Raw genomic sequence first — 16,710 nt, forward strand, 5'->3', positions numbered from 1 at the left:
GGCAAGAGCGAGACCGATCCAGAAGCGACGCTTCATGTCGACGAGCTCGTGGCTCGGCCCAGTTTCGGCCGTCGCCACGACAGGTTCGAGGGTCATTCCACAGATGGGACAGGCGCCGGGAGCGGGCTGACGAATCTGCGGATGCATGGGGCAGGTATAGATTGTCCCAGAAGCGACCGTTACGTTCGAGTCTAGCGCTGCAATCTGCCGAGCTGGTGGATCATTGTGAGCTTGGCCCCGACCATGCCCTGCCGCTTCATGTGAGCCATGATCATGATGATGTTTATGTTCCATGGAAATCTATCTATTCAGGGTCATCGAAGGCTCAAGGCGGCGATGATCGCCGACCCGCACTCGTTGAGCATTGAGCATGCGGCAGAACGAAAGCCGTGGCCGGTATTCCTTCGTTGCCGAAGCCGAGCCGACGCAAAGCGGCGTTGATGGCGTTTTCGCTCATGTGGCGCTCGCGCAACCGCGCCGAGGGGAATAGGTATCTACCGCTTCCGGTTATCGCCTGGAGTTCTCGTAATACTGCGGTGGCGCGCGCCGCCAGCGGGTCACGATGCGGTCGGCGCATTTTCATGCGCGCGGCGGGGATCGACCATATGCCGCCCTCAAGATCGCAGTCCGACCATTCAGCGGCGCGGAACTCGCCGGGGCGGACGAAGGTCAGCGCGTGAGCGCGACGCCAAGGAACGTTCCCGGACCGCTCCGGACGTTATATTTGGCATATATGTTTGATTTTGCGCCGGCTCTGGATGATTTGCGACGAAAACGCGCTTTGATTTGGTGCCAGGAGAGGACTCGATTTTATTTTTTATCCATATGAAAATATTCAGAAAAGTGTATGTGACCTTTTGTCCAGACCCAGGCGATACCCCCACCGATCCCCCGGGACTCGGACGACAGGCAGGTTCGAGTCCGAAACGCGGAACCGCCCGCGCGGTTTTTCGCTCTCGCTAAATCACTCTGAACGAAAAAGAGCCACGCACAAGCGGCTCTTTCATTGCTTCGAGTCGACGCGACTCCTATCGCCGACGGGTGTCTTGTGACGAGCGCCCGCCATTTGACTGTCGTCGCTGCGCCGGCGCGTCGTCGCGGTCGTCGTCGGCGATCTCGCGGCACACAATCTTTCCGTCGAGCGGGAAGGCTTGCAACATGATATTGAAGCCGCCGCCGTCCTTGTGCGGAAAGACCAATCCGACGTTTAGCCAAAAGTCGTCCTGGCCTTCGCGGCGAATGACCGAATAGGCGCGATGCGTCGGCTGCTTGGGTGCTTCTTTCTCCACCATTGGAAACTCCTTCCTGGCTCGTTTGCGATGTCCTGCGTAGGCAGGCGGCGAGGGACGCACAGCCCCGCCGCCCGCCCGCGCGGATCGCAAAGTTGAGGAAGTTTCCGGAGACTGGCTTTCAGGGTACGCCGCGAGAAAGTCCCGTCAAGGACGCGCGGATTTTGTCGCTTCGGCGGAGCTTTCTGAAGCGACCGGCGAAACGATTTTTGGATGCGACGAAATAGGCGCAACGTCAGCGCCTTACGTCGCTTGCTGGCAGCGCATCGCGCCGGATTCGAGCCACGAGCACCCATGCATTTGGCATGGTTTCGCCCCGTGCTTTGGCGAGAGAAGAATGCCAGGAGAAGGCTGGCCGACCTATATCGGCTCATTAATCAGCTCATATATTCCGAATTAATGACCCGATTAATGTCTTCAAAACAGCTTTCTTCGTGATTTCAGATTCTTATCAGAGTCGCTCGTCGAACAATTCGGCCCGACCCAATAGGTGTTTTCCTCCATTCTAGCCGGCCGGCCGGCGAGCCACCCTTGGGACGGCTTGGGGAAATAGAGGGGGAAATAGTGAGGGAAACCGTTTCCCTCACGTGCGCGCGCCAACGCCCTGATTCCGCGGATATTCGTCTGCGAAGGCGAGCCCGACCCAATAGGCTTTTCAGCTCTTACTGGGGCAGCAAGCGCCACAGCGATCCGTCGACGCCGCGCCATGCTGCGGTCAGCGGATCGGCGGCGTGAAGCGTATCGCGCGAGGCGAAGAGGAAGAGAGACGAACCCGCCGCGCCGGGTGGCTGGATGGATTGCAGCGCCTCGATCATCGAGCGGACGCGATTGTCGTCGCTGGTGACGAACAGCACGCGAAAGTGCTTCCAGCCGAATGTCCGCTCGAAGAGGCGGGAGGTGTGCGCTGAAAGGTAGGAGCGAAGTTTGCGCTCAATGCTGGTTTGGGAAAAGTCCGCTCGCGTGATCGGCATTGTGCCTCGGTCAATCTCGGTGAGGAAGTTTCGCGGCGCGCCCTTCCTCAAGTCGATGGCGAAGGCGATGTCAGGGACAAGCCCGATCTCGCGACGCGCTCCTTGATGCGAAACGGTGACGCGAAGCGCAAACGGATTGCCCCTATTCGCGTCGGCTACCGCCGGCAACTCGGAAACAATGTCCTCCGCGTTGGCGTAGTGATAGCCGGAATGCTCGGCCGAAAGTTGCGCGGCGACTTCGAAGTCCGCGATCTCCAGTTGGTGTTCGATGAAAGGGCGGCCGGCTTCCAAATTCTTGCGCCCCCAGTCGATCCCCGACAGGCCGATTTCTCCACGCTCGCGCAATAACTGCGCTCCCCGATCGGCGAGCGCATAGACGATCGGCGCGGACCCGTTCGTCGGATAGTAGTCGAGCTGCGCGCGGGGCCGGTCGATGTAGCCCGCATGATAGAGATGACAAAGCCGATCATTCGTCCGGTCGATTGACCGCACAACAAGCGCCGCGACGTGGGTCGATCGCAAGAAGCGATGTCGCGCAATGTGCCGGATGATCTCGATGTCGTCGTTGGTTACGCGGAACGCTGGCGCATCAGACGCCCGGCGGAATCGTGGCCTGCGAGTGACGCCTTCGGCTGTCGCCCGATCGCTCATGCACTTATTTTACCAACAGGAAGGCTATCATTCCTCGCGTTGCGTATGTGCCGTGGACAATGATGGGGCTGTCTGTGTCGCGGTTGAGCGGGGCGTGTCGCGCTACGTCGCGCTGCCATTCGTTTCGCCGCCTTTGAGCCGCTGCTGCTCTTCCTCGCCTTTTTTACGATTTCCCATTCGTTGTTTTTTTATTGCCTCTTCGCGCTCCCTTTGTCGCTTTTTTTTCTCTTCTATCTCCGCAGTCTCCTTATCCTTTTCTTGTTCCAACCAAAAGGGAATTGAGCAGATTTCTGCTTCGATCTTTGAAGGCCTCTTTTGATCGCGTAATTCATGCATCGGGTCGCTCCATGTGTGTTAAGTTTGTGCTAGCCGACTTCGGCTTTGGGATCGCAATGGCGGTAGAACTCCAACTTTGCTTGTGTGCAGCGATACGTAAACGAATCCAAAAACCTTGGTCGTCCTGGTTGGGAAATCTTATGAGCTTCTGCTCTTTTATCGATAGACCAGGTTCAATGGAGGTATGATGCGAAAGGACTTCGAAGGCACAAATTTCGTCTTCAAAAATTCGTATGTCTTCCACAAACTCCGGTACAAAATTTGCTGTATCGGATAGCGAAGAAAGCGGCGCTACCATCAAGCTCGATCCGCGTGGTCCTGCACCGTTCTCACTCGGGGATGGAAATTTGATTATCGACCGTCCGAGGTTCGAAACCTTTGTAGTAACTAAGAGGCAGTTGCCACCGGCCAAATTAGCTATCTCGGCTTCGACTTCGACCTGTAGTCTCGGAACATGGGTGCGATCGCGCATATAATTCATAAGCACCCACATGCCGCCAACCGCGAATGCGAAGGTCGCGGCCACTTTTTGTGCTAAGTCAAAAAAGGTCGCATATTCCGCCACTGACGTAAGCAAAGTCGTCACTCCATTTCAAGCGAGCCTATTGTAGCTAGTTCCTGACGTGGCACCATTCTGATCCTCGGATTAGCGGAGCGATCTGCTTTGTTTGCGACTATGCTTCAAGCTGCGAAAAACCGCCGAACCTTTTCTTCGACTTCCACACGATCTCGCCCGAAGCGAGAGCGGCTCGTGTCGATCAATCGATGCGGTGAAGAGCGGAGTGGACGAAGCGCGGGGTAGAGATGGAAGGGGATAGGAGAGGTCGGCGAGCCGCCGTGCAAGAGCCGCGCCCAGGCGGAAAAATTACGAAGGTCGAGCAACGCATCTTCGCCGCCGAGCCCGATTTGTTCGGCAAGGATTGGCGCGTCGGACGCGCCTGTCCGACATGCGACGATCGATCCCGCATTGCCAAAGATCGCCGCGCGTAGGGGAAGCGGAAGCTGGTCGAGATATTGATGCGCGAGGGTGAGGGTCAGTCCGTATTTTCTCGCCTCGCTCAGAATCAGTGAAAAGCTCTCGGTGGCGAAGGATTGAAACTCGTCGGCGTAGAGATGGAATACGCGCCGCTCAGCCGCCGGCGTGTCGGCGCGCGATAGCGCCGCCTGCGCGAGTGCCGTGACCAGCAATGCGCCAAGGAGATGCGCGGTGCTCTCCCCAAGCGCGCCCTTCGACAGATTGCAGATGACGATCGCGCCCTCGTCTATCAGCCGACGCGGGGTGATCGTCCTCTTTGGCTGCGCCAGCATGTTGCGCAATGAGGGCGTCATCAGCGCCTTGCCGATTTTGTTCTGAATGGGCGCGATCGCCTCGCGTCTAAAACTCTCCGTGTAACCGGCGTATTCATTCTGCCAATACGCGCGCACCACCGGATCGCGGACATGGCGATGCACGAGCTGCACGCGATAAGGCGCATCGATCAACAAGCGGGGGAGCATGAGCAGGGTCGCACCCGGAACGTCGAGCAAGGCGCGCACGGCGTTGGACAGAATGTAATCGAGGCGCGGCCCCCAGCTCTCCGGCCACACATGCCGGAATGCGGAGACGATCCCGTCGGCGACGATCGGCGCAAGGTCGGGCGGCACGCGCGCGAGGGGATTGAAGCCGACCGGCCGCTCCAAGTCGGCCGGGTCGATATAGACCAGATCATTTGTCCGCCGGCGGGGAATATAGTCGAGTGCGGCCCTTGCGAGATCGCCGTGTGGGTCGAGCAGCGCGACGCCCGCTCCACTCTCGAAGTCTTGCCGCAACAGGTTCAAGAGCAATGTGCTCTTGCCTGTGCCGGTCTGACCGATAAGATACAGATGCCGGCGGCGTTCGTCTTCTTCGAGCGTGACGAATTCGCCCGATGCCCGAGCGCCCAGCATGAGACTGTATGTGTGCGTATCCATAGCCGGAAGAGAGCCGGCGTGCCGTGCGCATCGCGGTAGGGAATTGATGCGGGCAGCGCCTTCTTCCCGGAGGGCGCGCCGGGGCTACGTGGCGTCGCAAGTCAATTGTGCGTGATGACGCGACTGCCGAGCCCCCCGCTCACCGTCGGCTCGTTTCCGGCCACGATCCGAAAAAGGGATGGTGGCCTATGGAGATTATAGCGCCGGATATGAACGAATGTTTCGATGGGCGCTTTGCGCTTTCGGCTGACATGGGCGTTCGACTCAATTTGCAGTGGTGCACACCTGAATGTTCAAACCGATGTTCCTGCCGACGCTTCTCTGTGCCAAGCTGCGCGAATCGCCGGAGATCAAAATGAGGAATGGGGAGCTGACGCCAGAACCTGTGGATGGTCGAGCGCTACTGTGCGCCCACGTTTTCAAGATTGAGCCGACACACTCATTATAGTGAAATGACCAAATCAGACGCTACCCCAGCCGCTGCCCGACGTGAGTCAGAGATATTCGCTGATCTTCAGTTGCTCTGCACGTCATCCGGTTACATTCATGTCGTCGCCTACCTTTGTTGGCGCGATAATCTGATCCGATACAGCGGCACTCAAATAGTCGCGAAAGACCTTGAGTATCAGTATTCTTATGAAAGGCTTCTTCGGACAGAGATTGCGACCTTGATAGGTTTAATGGTTCAGAAATCTATCGACCTATCACGGCCCGAACCCAAGGTCTTGCAGGGATATATCGAGCGTACGGAGGCGCTGCTCCACGAACTCCATCAAGCAATGATGAAACCTTGGTTGGTGGGATGGGATTTCAAGTCCGGTAAGACGCCGGAGCATGACCCGTTCGACAACGCAGCGGCGATGCGCGAACCTATCTTCTATGGCGGCGAATCGGCCTACAACTTCCAATATCGAGACTTAGCACGTCTTAAGTACCGTGCGGACAACGATTGGCTCGAAGCAAATAAGGGATTTCGGATCGAGGAAGCGTATGAAGTTGGTGAAGCGCTCGGGAAGTTGCAGGTGGAACGCCAGCTCGAATGCGCGCAGTCGCTCAGTGAGCAGCCGTCCGACCAGTGGACGATGCTTCCCGGTTTTATGTTCACTACGCATGACGTAGTAACTGCTTCCGGAGTGGCGATAGAGAGGGTCGAACGGTTTCTTGATGCCTTTAGCTGCGGACCACACGAGCACAACAGATCATTTACGGAACTGAACGAATTTAGCGTCACCAATGCAGCCCCGATCCTCAAGATTGGGCAAGGATCATACATCCTGCTTCAACATTACAGCTTGCTCGAAGCGGTCTACGAAACCCCTTTCTTCTGGATGGCAGCCGACAACGCCTATGCGCCGATGGCGTTTACCAACCGCGGCCGTTTTACTGAGGGCTTCGTCGCCGAACGGCTGGAAGCGATCTTCGGTGCTCTCCGCGTCTTCCGGAATGTCGACATCTATAAGGGCAAGAACCGGTTCGCCGAGGCAGATGCCCTCGTTCTCTACGGCGACCGTGCCATTGTGGTGCAGGCAAAATCGAAACGGCTGACGATCGAGGCCCGGAAGGGCAACGATCTCCAACTCAAAGATGATTTCAGAAGGGCGATCCAAAATGCATACGATCAAGCCCGGCTTTGTGCCGAAGCGTTGACGAATGATGGCTTCAGGTTCGTTGTGCCGTCAGGTGTAGAGATCGCAATAGGCGACAAACCGCGCGTTGTCTTTCCGATCTGCATCGTGTCAGACCACTATCCAGCTCTCGCATTCCAGGCACGTCAGTTCTTGACGACGACCGTCACCGCCTCAATTCAACCACCCTTGGTGACGGACGTGTTTGCGCTCGATGTGTTTGCTGAGATGTTGAACACGCCGCTCCATTTCCTCAACTACCTTGCGCTTCGGGCGCGTTTTGGTGACAAGCTCATGGTCTCGCATGAGCTTACGTCCCTGGGCTTTCATCTAAAGCACAATCTTTGGCTCGATGCTCAATACGATATGGTCAATTTGGGCGACGACATAGCCGGTGATCTCGACATTGCGATGCTAGCCCGGCGAAACGGCGTGTCCGGCGAAAAGACGCCAAAAGGCATTCTCACGCGATTTGACAACCTTGCAATTGGTCGCCTGTTAGCTGAGATCGAAAAGGCAGGTTCTCCCCAGTTGACGGGCTTGGGGTTGCTACTCCTTCAGCTCAGCTCGAAAACAGCAGAGTTTCTTAGCAAAGGTATTGATCGAATCATACATGAGGCACGACTTGACGGCAAAAACCACGATATCTCGGTGGCTGTTGACGGAGGTGGGGCTGGCCTGACCATCCATTGCAATAGTCTTCCCGACGACGTCGCTAGAGAGCATCTAACCGCGCACTGCAAGTTACGGAAATACGACACAAAAGCGAATGCCTGGTACGGGGCTTTGCTTGATCCGGCAATTGGCGGCAGCATTCGCGGTGCGCTCGTAATTGAAGAGGATTGGAAACCGGATCTCCAAATGGACGCTCTCATGGCCATTTGGCCGAAACGCCCGCCCATTCCCGTCTCTCAGGCTGCCATAGGGTCGAGAAAAGTCGGCCGAAACGAACCATGTCCATGCGGCAGTGGTCGGAAGTACAAGAAGTGTTGCCTTGGCGCCTGAAGCCAACGCCTTTGCTCGCTTTGTCTAGCCGGACACCGGATATCAACTTAGTAGGTAGAGCAACAATACCGCAAGCGTAGCCCCAAAAGTTTGCGTTGAATAATACTTTCTGGACATGAGCGGACGCCCGCAACTTTAATTTCTCCCTGGTGAGATATGGAGCGACCTTCCCCCTGGAGCCGACACGCTTATGCGTGGGCGCTTGGCGGCGCTTCGGTCAAGGCCGGCCGGGGGCCGCCCGTAAGGGGTCGCCTTGAGGGAAGCGCGCGGTCAAGCGCCATGATCGGCGGGTCGGTCAGGGCATTGGCTCGATGGGGAAGAGAGAGGACGATGCGCGTCTTGTCTCTCGTGCCCCGAGCCGATCTCGATGCAGGGCCGCGCGCGTCGGCGCTGCTTTCCGTCACGCCATGTTACCGCATGATGCTCGATGTCGAGCCTCTTCGGGATACCCGCCCGACTCCGGGGCTTTTCCTGAAGGCTCTTTCCCAAAAGAGACGAGGGCGAAGGCGGTGCGAAAAGCGCCCACGCTTTTCGCCCATGGCCGAAGTCGGGCGCGCGCCCACGCGCAGCCCGAAAAAGACACGGAGTCGGGCGGGTAGCCCGACGCGCGCGGCCGGTGCTCTCTTATTCTTTTGACCCGTTGCCCCGCCTTACCCTAAAGGCGGGGTCTCTGGCGGGGTTGAGTCGCAAAACACGACGGAAAAAGAATATTTTGCGACACTAAAAACTGGTTCTGTCAAGCCGTCCCCTGTCGATGTCCTTTATTGCGATCGTGATTTTCATCGTCGTGATTTTGGATTCCGTTTTCCCCTTTTTCAAAGACGCATCCCCGTCTGAGTATTTTTCAATATGAGTATTCTCAAATGCGTATTCTTATATAGAGAGACCGGCAGAATCCGCCGTTCCTGAACGGCAATGATTACCGTTCTTGACCGGCAAATTTTGCCGGTCAGGCCCGGCGGCGGGCCGGCTTTTCCACAGTGAGGAACAGGCGGTAGAGATTGGTCTTTCCAAGTCCCCTCTGCGTGATCTCCAACAGGCCGGCCGTTTCTAGCTCTTTCAGATAAGTGCGCACGCTCCTCTCCCCTGCGCCCATATCGTCGGCGAGCTTCAATTGTCCCGGAAAGCAAGCGTCGTCGGCCCAGGCGTATTTGAGAAGCATTGCGTAGGCGAGCTTCGCGCCGACGGTCAGCTCCTTCTTGGTCAGAATGAAATTGGGGACTTGGGTGAAGCCGTGGCGCGTGACGGGATCGGCCCCAACGATTTCGATATTGCGGGCGATTTCATTGAGCCGGCCGGCGACATGCTCCATACATGCGCATTATACCTCGCCAGTATGCACAAGCGGCGTCATGCGGCGCTTGTGGGGATAGGACTCTTTCGACTGTCAGCCGCTCTCACTACTGGCCGATACCTCTCCCCTCCTCCCCCATTCGCGCATCGCTCGCTTCATGGTGCGTGAGCGGAGTTGGCGGTACGGACTCCGCTCCCCTACCGAGCAAAGGCGCAAGCATTTGCTGCAGTCCGCGCACCAGATAGTTTGTTTCCTTGTCGCGCTCCAAGAGCGCAGCGATCTGTGTGTCCTTCACCTGAGCCTGATCTTTCAAGAATGCGACGTGCTCCTTCAGCATCGCGTTCTCGCTCTCGACCTGTGCGACATAGCGCGACATGTCGGACTGCGCCGGCGTCTGTCGCTCCGAGATTTCCTGTACGCCAGTGTCGCGCTCGGCCGCGCTCGCGCGCGGCTGGTCGATGTGCGGGCTTGGCTCAATGACGGGAGCGACCCTGTGCGACATGTCGGGCTCGACCGCGCTATGTCGCACTTCGTCAGTGATGCCATGCAGCTGTGCAAGCTGTGTAATTGCGCGGCCGACGGAATCCGGATCGACAAAGAAAGTGAGGCCGGTGACTGTCTCTTCCTTGATGCAATCCAGCCGGCCGGCGACGCAATAGCGCTGCAACGAGCGAATGTTGCGGGGAAGCCCGGCCTCTGCGAATAGCCGAGCCGTCTCGTCGAGCGTCAGGGAATAGCGTGTCGAGCTCGGGCGCGCTGTGTCGGGCTGCTGTTGTCGGCCTTCGTCGGGCATTGACGCCAGTATAGCAACTGCTCGCCGCACCTCTCGCCGTTGTCCCCATGCGGGGGAGTGGGGCGGAGTATGCCGGCTGGGGATGGTATCCTGAAGCCATATGAACCATTGGCTCGGACTGAGCATCGAATACGCCAATCAGCGAAGTTACCTCGACGATCTCTTTCACGTTTACCCGACGATCCCCGACGGCATTCGCAACGTCGACGCCGATAGCTGGCAAAGAGTGGAGGCCGCTTTCGACGCCCGCGACAATGTGGGGCTATTGGAAACCCTCTTCGCCTTCGATCTCTTTCCCATCAAGGATTCCTACGTCGCCTATTTGAAGCGCGATCGGGGAGCGATCGCCCGCAACCCGGCAACAGTCGCAAGGCTCGCCGGCCGCCTCTATGAAATGGGCCTCGGCAAAATCTACGAACGCTGCTCGGAGCCGAAGGAAACCAACCGGCAGATCGGCCCTCTGTTCCGGCGCTGGCTACGCTCGCAAGCGTTGGGCGTTGCGCCGGTGCGCATGGAAGAGTTTGTCGCCACATCGGGTAACGCTATTCTCGACGCCGGCGACGCCGAGCTGCTGCGCTTCGCCCGCGAACATCTTAACTACCGACACCACAAGGGATTGGATTTCGTCGCCCGCTTCAATGGCCGCTATGTGATCGGAGAGGCGAAGTTTCTGACGGACTTCGGCGGCCACCAAAATGCGCAATTCCAAGACGCGCTCTCGACGCTCCACGCGGAAGGCGTCGATGCCGTGAAGGTCGCAATCCTCGATGGCGTTCTCTACATCCGGGGACGCAGTGGCATGTATGAGTCGCTTAATGGGCCGCTCGCCGACGAAAACATTTTGAGCAGCCTCGTTTTGCGCGAGTTTTTGTATCAGCTCTAGCCGCTTATGTTGCTCGACTACTATCGTAGCCGCAAATCAGTCGACGACATTCGCAGTGGGCCGAAAGCAAAGCTCAACCAGACCGGGGGAGAGAGTAGCCCCAACAAGCTCATCGCCGGCGACAACCTCGACGTGCTCCGGGCGCTCGCTGACGATCCGGCCGTCGCCGGCCAAGTGAAGCTCGTCTATATCGATCCGCCGTTTGCGACCAATAGCCATTTCCGCATCGGCGAGGATCGGGTCTCGACAATCAGCGCCAGCAAGAGCGACGCGGTCGCATATAGCGACAAATTGATCGACGCCGACTTTCTCAATTTCCTTTACGAACGCCTCGTCCTGCTCCGCGACTTGATGGCCGACGATGCTTCGATCTATCTGCACATCGACGGCAAGATCGGCCATTACGTGAAGGTCGTTATGGATGACGTGTTCGGCCGCGAGAACTTCCGCAACGACATTACCCGCATCAAATGCAATCCGAAAAACTTCGACCGCAAGGCCTTCGGCAACGTTAAGGACGTGATCTACTTCTACTCCAAGTCCGATCGTCCGATCTGGAACGATCCACGCGCCCCATTCGAAGCGGCCGATATAGAAACCCGCTTCAACAAGGTCGACCCTCAGGGTCGCCGCTACACGACAATCCCGCTTCATGCGCCGGGCGAAACCAAGGGCAAGACCGGCGAACCCTGGCGGGGAATATTGCCGCCGGCCGGCCGGCACTGGCGCAGCGCCCCGGAAGTTCTCGAAGAGTTGGACAGGCAAGGCCTGGTCGAATGGTCGAAGAATGGCGTTCCGCGCAAGCGCCTTTATGCCGACGGCGGCCGAGGGCGAAAGGTGCAGGACGTTTGGGAGTTCAAAGACCCGCAATATCCGAGCTACCCGACCGAGAAGAATCTCGACATGCTGAAAATGATCGTCGAAGCCTCTTCGAACGAAGGCGATCTTGTCCTCGATTGTTTCGCCGGCTCCGGCACGACGCTCGTCGCCGCGCGGGCTCTCAAACGCAACTGGGTCGGAATCGATCAGTCCGAGCACGCGATTGCGGCCGCCAAGATGCGGCTCGCGTCCAGCGACGATCTTTGGCCAACGTCATTTGAGATAGCGACGCAAACCGGTGTCACAGACCCCGCCGCCAAGGTCGGCTGGCTCCCGGAAACTTGGGAACAATTCAAGGAGGCGGCGTGATCGTCACGCCGTCGGCAACGCCCGAAACTCGTCGAGCATATCCGCCCAGCGCTGCATGAGTTCGACCCGCTCAGGCCAATAGCTCGCGCGGTTGTAGGCGCGACGCACGGCGTTCTCGTTCTGGTGCCCGAGCATCGCTTCGATCACATCGGGCCGCGCGCCGCGCTCGTTCAAGATCGTGCTCGCCGTTGCGCGGAAGCCGTGGGCGGTCATCTCGTCCGGGCCAAAGCCGAGACGCCGCAAAGCGCCGTTCAAAGCGTTTTCCGAAAGGAGCTTCTTGCTTGAGATGATCGAGGGGAAAACCAACTCTCCATGATCCGAGAATGTCCAAATGTCCCGAAGCACGTCGATTGCCTGACGCGAAAGGGGGACATCGTGCGGCCGTCGCATTTTGGTGCGCTCGGCGGGAAGTCGCCAGAGCGCTTTCGCAAAGTCGATCTCGGATCGCCGCGCGCCGCGAACTTCGCCAGGTCGCGCACAAGTGAGCGCCGTAAAAAGTAGCGCGGACTTGACGGTTGGCCAACCTTCGAATTCGTCAATTGCGCGCAATAGTCCGCCAAGCTGCCTTTCGTCGGTTATGGCGGCGCGGTGCGTGACCTTGGGCGGCGTGATTGCGCCAGTCAGTGCGACGGTAGGATCGGCGGAAGCGCGAAGCGTCACGATGGCATATCGAAAAACGGCGCTCAAACGCGAGCGGAGACGGCGGGCGGTTTCGCGGCGACCGCTCCGTTCGATGCGCTTCAGCAGGTCCAGGATTTCGGCCGGCGTGATTTCCGCGATTGGCCGGCAGGCGAGAGGGGCGGCGATGTCGAGTAGAAGCCAACGCTGCTTGGACTTTGTAGTTTCCGCCGCTCCGCGCGCGTCGTAGGTATTGATAAACTCCTCCGCCACGAGCCCGAAGGTGTTTCGTGCGGCCGTCTCGGCGGCCAATTGGTCGAGCTTCTTTTTAACGTTCGGATCGACGCCCGCGGCCAAGAGCTTCTTCGCCTCGTCCCGCTTCGTCCGAGCCTCGGCGAGAGAGAAGAGCGGAAACTCTCCGAAAGAGAGCAGTCGCTCTTTTCCCAGGAACCGATATTTGAGTCGCCAAAGCTTCGACCCGCTCGGCTTAACGATGATGTGCAGCCCGCCGCCGTCCGAAAGTTTGTAGGGCTTTGCCGCGGGCTTAGCGTTCGTGAGCTGAAAATGCGTCAGGGGCATGGGGGTATCGCTCGCACCGAAAAGAGCCGCGAATACCCTAAAATACCCCCAAACCACTGAGAAACAATGTTCCGCGATGACGCGCCATACGCCAAAAATCCATCCTAAACGTCTGATTTCAAGTTATTTATGAGCTTCTATGCAGCGCCATGAAAAGTGCTACTGGTGCCCAGGAGAGGACTCGAACCTCCACGGCTTTCACCACTGGTACCTGAAACCAGCGCGTCTACCAATTCCGCCACCTGGGCATCAAGCGCGTCTCATAGGGGGAGCGGACGGCGCCTGTCAATGCGCGTCATCGTCAAATGGCGAGGCCGACTGACCTGCGCATTCTCGCGCATTTCCTTCCGCGTCGAATTTCGCTAGAGCGTTGGCGACCTATGCGCGCCGGCGGCCGGCGCGGCGCAAGCGGAGCGAATCGCAATGATCGGCGACAATAACCTGACCATCGGCGCTGGACGGGTAGTGACGGTATTCGGCGGCTCGGGCTTCGTCGGGCGTCATGTCGTGCGCGCGCTGGCGCGCGACGGCTGGCGCGTGCGCGTCGCCTGCCGGCGGCCCGACCTCGCCTTCTTTCTCCAACCGCTCGGCCGCGTCGGCCAGGTGATGGCGGTGCAGGCCAATGTGCGTCATCCCGAGTCGATCGCAGCGGCCCTGCAAGGCGCTTCGGCGGCGGTCAATCTGGTCGGCATACTTGCTGAAACCGGCGCGCAAAAATTTGCGAGTGTGCAGGCCGGCGGGGCGCGCGTCATCGCCGAAGCCGCCAAGGCGGCCGGCGTCGAGAATGTCGTGCATATTTCCGCGATCGGCGCCGATCCGCAGTCGCTCTCGGCCTATGGCCGCAGCAAGGCGGAGGGCGAGGCCGCCATGCTCGCGGCAATTCCTTCGGCCGTCATTTTGCGGCCGTCAGTGATTTTCGGGCCGGAAGATGATTTCTTCAATCGCTTCGCGACGATGGCGCGGTATTTTTCCGCTGTGCCAATCGTCGGCGCCGATACGAAATTCCAGCCGGTCTACGTGGGCGACGTCGCCGAAGCAGTCGCGGCGGCGCTCGCCGGCCGCGCCAAGCCGGGCGCCGTTTATGAGCTCGGCGGTCCGGAAATCAAAAGCTTCGCTGAGATCGTCGACTATGTACTCAAGGTCGCGCAGCGCAAACGCGCGGTCCTGAAACTCTCCTTCGGCTTTGGCAAGCTCATGGCCGTGATGACCCAAATGCTGACGAAACTGTCCTTCGGACTCTTTCCGAAGCTGTTGCGCATGACGCGGGATCAAGTCGATCTGCTCAAGCGCGACAATGTCGTCAGCGACGCCGCAAAATCCGAGGGGCGCACGCTCGAAGGGCTCGGAATCGCTTATCCGCAATCGATCGAGGCGATCGTGCCGACCTATCTCTATCGCTTTCGCAAGGTCGGGCAGTATCAAACGCAGCGTATGGACGAAGGCTTTTCCTGACCGCAGACGCCTTCCGCAGAACCGAGATCGAATCAAAAAACCCCGGCTCGCGCCGGGGGTTTTTCACTATTCTGAAACCGGCCCGCAATGGGCCGGTTTCTTTTGATCGGGTCCATCGTCAGAACAACGGCGAAAGAAGGCTGCCGCCAAAGCGATAGGTCAGACCGCCGGAGATGACCACCGGATTGATCGGCAGCGACACCTTGACCGGAATGAAGATCGCTCCAAGCGCAGGCGCTGCCGGCGCAAACCCGATGACAGTGGAGTGGACCATCGGGTGCAGCCCGATATATTTAAAGTCGATGTTCAGGCCCCAATGTTCATTGAACATGTAATCGACGCCGACCTGTCCAACCGGGCCCCAAGACGGGGAGACCGTGGCATATTGGAAGGTGTTATGGACTCCTCCTGCTCCTATACCGGCAAGGAAGGAGCCGGGGACGAAAGGAGTCGACCAAGTGTCATTGTTGACGCGGGTATTCCAGAAGGTCGTGAAGTTCACCCCGACGCCGATGTAAGGCTGGACAGCGCCGAAATTGGTGAAGTGATATTGCGCCATGATGGATGGCGGGAACAGCCAAGCTCGGGCAAAGTCGCTAGAGATTGTGCCGGTGCCTTGGATGTGATGCGGCGCGACACAACAAATCGCTTCGATCGCCCAGTTCTTGGTGAGGTAATAGGCCGCGTCGAGCATTGGGATAATTGCGGACGAGGTATTCGTGCTCGCGCCGGCAACCACGCCATTTCCCCAGGTCAGCCCTGATAGCCGACCGATGGAGCCGAGACCAGGGTATCCGGCGCCCGAGTCGAAAACCGTGCCATGTCCGGCCGTCGGAATGACGCCAGCAACCTTCAGGCGAACTTGAAACGGCTGATAACTATCCACGAAAGCTGGGGGCGGCCCCTTGGTAGAGGGCAGTGTGCCGCCGGCGCTCGAAGGCGCAACAGCCGCGAAGGGATCGAAGTGCCAGTTGATGCCCGCACGAACAGTATGAAAGCGGGTCGGCGAGTTCTGCGTCGCGGTGAAGATCGGAGGCGCGAGGCCTAAAGCGCCGCCTAACACCACCGGGAAGCCGCCGTTGAGGGGCACGGAATTCGCGCGCGTATTGCCGAGATCGACATAGAGATATTCGGCCTTGAGCGACCATGCCGGGAACATGGAGGGCGACCATTCGAGGCCACCGCCCGCCGCCCATCCGACTTTGGTGTTGTCGTAATAGCCATGGCCGAGCGCGCCTCCGCCGATCAGCGCTGCGCCCGGGAAGGTGAAATTGTCGGCGAACCCGACATTTTGGACGACCTGGCCATAGGCGAAGCCGCCCGTGCCGTAAACCATCAGATTTGGCATGGACGGCAGCGTCAAGCCGACCCGGCCGCGCACCGTGCCAAACCAATCAACCTTCTTCGTCGAATTTACCGACTGCACATGGGGTCCTAAGGCGTCGGCGATTCCCACCGCGGCGTTGCCGTGGGACCCAATATCGGCGGCCTGGATGTCCGTCTCGGCGCCAAGCACCAGCCACGGGTTGAACTGATAATTGTAGCCGAGCTGTCCGCCGCCGACGACGCCTTGCAGATTCTGTCCGGTGGTCCACGCCGAGCCGAACGGCGCCACTGGAAGGGCCCCAGGGCTGATGTAGGCGAGGCCGCCGGTTTCCTGAGAGCTGGCGCCGAAGGCGTAACCGATGTTGACGCCGCCATAGAGACCGGTCCAGGTGAACGCTGGCGGAGGCGGAGGCGGCGGAGCCTTGTAGTGCGGTAGATCGGCAGCGTTGGCCGCGGCGCCCGCGCTTGCGACCATCAGCGCGGCGATCGCGCCGCGATTAAAATTTTTCATGGGAACCCCCGGATTGAATTCTGCGATAGACGGTCGACGACGGGCGCCGAAGTCCCTGTCACGTTGCTATAAAATTTTGGTAATGCAACTGCGGCTGACGCAAAATTAGGCTCTGACATGCTCATTCTTTGCGGCTGTGGCTCTATGGCAACAATCCGTGCAATCGACGTGAGATAGCCGGTGACGCTTTGCTGCAGTCGCTGCCACGGCAGTTAAGACTTTAGGCAATCGCGCGGCTT

15 protein-coding genes and 1 tRNA gene are annotated in these 16,710 nt (G+C 58.8%); 4 read left to right on the plus strand and 12 right to left on the minus strand.

Annotated features, from left to right (window positions below):
- From AB7I51_RS00005 to AB7I51_RS00035, 7 genes are all read right to left on the minus strand, one after another.
- A partial coding sequence (locus AB7I51_RS00005) for a heavy metal-binding domain-containing protein (protein ID WP_428406079.1) occupies window positions 1-294 on the minus strand: 294 nt, incomplete at its 3' end.
- Window positions 295-325: 31 nt separating this feature from the next.
- Window positions 326-673, minus strand: coding sequence for a tyrosine-type recombinase/integrase (locus AB7I51_RS00010; RefSeq protein WP_428406098.1), 348 nt, complete (start codon window positions 671-673; stop codon window positions 326-328).
- Between the two features lie 355 nt (window positions 674-1,028).
- The gene (locus tag AB7I51_RS00015; RefSeq protein WP_428406080.1) at window positions 1,029-1,292 is read right to left on the minus strand and encodes a hypothetical protein; all 264 of its coding nucleotides are present in this window, start codon (window positions 1,290-1,292) and stop codon (window positions 1,029-1,031) included.
- Window positions 1,293-1,951: 659 nt separating this feature from the next.
- Complete coding sequence (locus AB7I51_RS00020) at window positions 1,952-2,911, minus strand: replication-relaxation family protein (RefSeq protein WP_428406081.1); 960 nt, start codon at window positions 2,909-2,911, stop codon at window positions 1,952-1,954.
- Window positions 2,912-3,013: 102 nt separating this feature from the next.
- Complete coding sequence (locus AB7I51_RS00025) at window positions 3,014-3,247, minus strand: hypothetical protein (protein WP_428406082.1); 234 nt, start codon at window positions 3,245-3,247, stop codon at window positions 3,014-3,016.
- Window positions 3,240-3,824, minus strand: coding sequence for a hypothetical protein (locus AB7I51_RS00030; protein ID WP_428406083.1), 585 nt, complete (start codon window positions 3,822-3,824; stop codon window positions 3,240-3,242). Before AB7I51_RS00030 ends, AB7I51_RS00025 begins: the two co-directional genes overlap by 8 nt.
- 104 nt (window positions 3,825-3,928) lie before the next feature.
- Window positions 3,929-5,197: a type IV secretory system conjugative DNA transfer family protein gene (locus tag AB7I51_RS00035; RefSeq protein ID WP_428406084.1), complete on the minus strand. Its 1,269-nt coding sequence runs from the start codon at window positions 5,195-5,197 to the stop codon at window positions 3,929-3,931.
- Window positions 5,198-5,586: 389 nt separating this feature from the next.
- Between AB7I51_RS00035 and AB7I51_RS00040 the strand changes: the two genes are divergently transcribed.
- Complete coding sequence (locus tag AB7I51_RS00040; RefSeq protein WP_428406085.1) at window positions 5,587-7,827, plus strand: SEC-C metal-binding domain-containing protein; 2,241 nt, start codon at window positions 5,587-5,589, stop codon at window positions 7,825-7,827.
- 949 nt (window positions 7,828-8,776) lie between these two features.
- Here AB7I51_RS00040 and AB7I51_RS00045 read toward each other — a convergent pair.
- Together AB7I51_RS00045 and AB7I51_RS00050 are read right to left on the minus strand one after the other, a co-directional pair.
- On the minus strand, window positions 8,777-9,139 hold the full coding sequence (locus AB7I51_RS00045; protein WP_428406086.1) for a helix-turn-helix domain-containing protein: 363 nt from the start codon (window positions 9,137-9,139) through the stop codon (window positions 8,777-8,779).
- An 88-nt stretch (window positions 9,140-9,227) separates the two neighbouring features.
- Entirely contained in the window at window positions 9,228-9,914 is a 687-nt protein-coding gene (locus tag AB7I51_RS00050; protein WP_428406087.1) for a hypothetical protein, read from the minus strand.
- 100 nt (window positions 9,915-10,014) lie between these two features.
- Here AB7I51_RS00050 and AB7I51_RS00055 point away from each other — a divergent pair, with 100 nt between their 5' ends.
- Both AB7I51_RS00055 and AB7I51_RS00060 read left to right on the plus strand, forming a co-directional pair.
- Window positions 10,015-10,797, plus strand: coding sequence for a hypothetical protein (locus tag AB7I51_RS00055; protein WP_428406088.1), 783 nt, complete (start codon window positions 10,015-10,017; stop codon window positions 10,795-10,797).
- A gap of 6 nt (window positions 10,798-10,803) precedes the next feature.
- Entirely contained in the window at window positions 10,804-11,985 is a 1,182-nt protein-coding gene (locus AB7I51_RS00060) for a site-specific DNA-methyltransferase (RefSeq protein ID WP_428406089.1), read from the plus strand.
- A 3-nt stretch (window positions 11,986-11,988) separates the two neighbouring features.
- Here the strand turns inward: AB7I51_RS00060 and AB7I51_RS00065 are convergent, their stop codons facing one another.
- Both AB7I51_RS00065 and AB7I51_RS00070 read right to left on the minus strand, forming a co-directional pair.
- Window positions 11,989-13,182 carry a tyrosine-type recombinase/integrase gene (locus AB7I51_RS00065; RefSeq protein WP_428402917.1) on the minus strand — a complete coding sequence of 398 codons (1,194 nt, stop codon included), beginning with the start codon at window positions 13,180-13,182 and terminating at the stop codon, window positions 11,989-11,991.
- Window positions 13,183-13,345: 163 nt separating this feature from the next.
- Window positions 13,346-13,430: transfer RNA gene (locus AB7I51_RS00070), tRNA-Leu, on the minus strand.
- Between the two features lie 175 nt (window positions 13,431-13,605).
- Between AB7I51_RS00070 and AB7I51_RS00075 the strand changes: the two genes are divergently transcribed.
- Entirely contained in the window at window positions 13,606-14,634 is a 1,029-nt protein-coding gene (locus tag AB7I51_RS00075; protein ID WP_428402916.1) for a complex I NDUFA9 subunit family protein, read from the plus strand.
- A 118-nt stretch (window positions 14,635-14,752) separates the two neighbouring features.
- Here the strand turns inward: AB7I51_RS00075 and AB7I51_RS00080 are convergent, their stop codons facing one another.
- Window positions 14,753-16,471, minus strand: coding sequence for an OmpW family outer membrane protein (locus AB7I51_RS00080; protein ID WP_428402915.1), 1,719 nt, complete (start codon window positions 16,469-16,471; stop codon window positions 14,753-14,755).
- Between the last annotated feature and the right edge of the window lie 239 nt (window positions 16,472-16,710).

Source organism: Methylocystis sp. (genome assembly GCF_050246715.1).
Classification (GTDB): Bacteria; Pseudomonadota; Alphaproteobacteria; order Rhizobiales; family Beijerinckiaceae; genus Methylocystis.

Bases quoted from the DNA above. Each gene is read 5' to 3' on its own strand.
- AB7I51_RS00015 (WP_428406080.1), bottom strand. From the start codon at position 1,292: ATGGTGGAGAAAGAAGCACCCAAGCAGCCGACGCATCGCGCCTATTCG.
- AB7I51_RS00025 (WP_428406082.1), bottom strand. From the start codon at position 3,247: ATGCATGAATTACGCGATCAAAAGAGGCCTTCAAAGATCGAAGCAGAA.
- AB7I51_RS00020 (WP_428406081.1), bottom strand. From the start codon at position 2,911: ATGAGCGATCGGGCGACAGCCGAAGGCGTCACTCGCAGGCCACGATTC.
- AB7I51_RS00040 (WP_428406085.1), top strand. From the start codon at position 5,587: ATGGTCGAGCGCTACTGTGCGCCCACGTTTTCAAGATTGAGCCGACAC.
- AB7I51_RS00055 (WP_428406088.1), top strand. From the start codon at position 10,015: ATGAACCATTGGCTCGGACTGAGCATCGAATACGCCAATCAGCGAAGT.
- AB7I51_RS00035 (WP_428406084.1), bottom strand. From the start codon at position 5,197: ATGGATACGCACACATACAGTCTCATGCTGGGCGCTCGGGCATCGGGC.
- AB7I51_RS00050 (WP_428406087.1), bottom strand. From the start codon at position 9,914: ATGCCCGACGAAGGCCGACAACAGCAGCCCGACACAGCGCGCCCGAGC.
- AB7I51_RS00065 (WP_428402917.1), bottom strand. From the start codon at position 13,182: ATGCCCCTGACGCATTTTCAGCTCACGAACGCTAAGCCCGCGGCAAAG.
- AB7I51_RS00045 (WP_428406086.1), bottom strand. From the start codon at position 9,139: ATGGAGCATGTCGCCGGCCGGCTCAATGAAATCGCCCGCAATATCGAA.
- AB7I51_RS00060 (WP_428406089.1), top strand. From the start codon at position 10,804: ATGTTGCTCGACTACTATCGTAGCCGCAAATCAGTCGACGACATTCGC.
- AB7I51_RS00075 (WP_428402916.1), top strand. From the start codon at position 13,606: ATGATCGGCGACAATAACCTGACCATCGGCGCTGGACGGGTAGTGACG.
- AB7I51_RS00080 (WP_428402915.1), bottom strand. From the start codon at position 16,471: ATGAAAAATTTTAATCGCGGCGCGATCGCCGCGCTGATGGTCGCAAGC.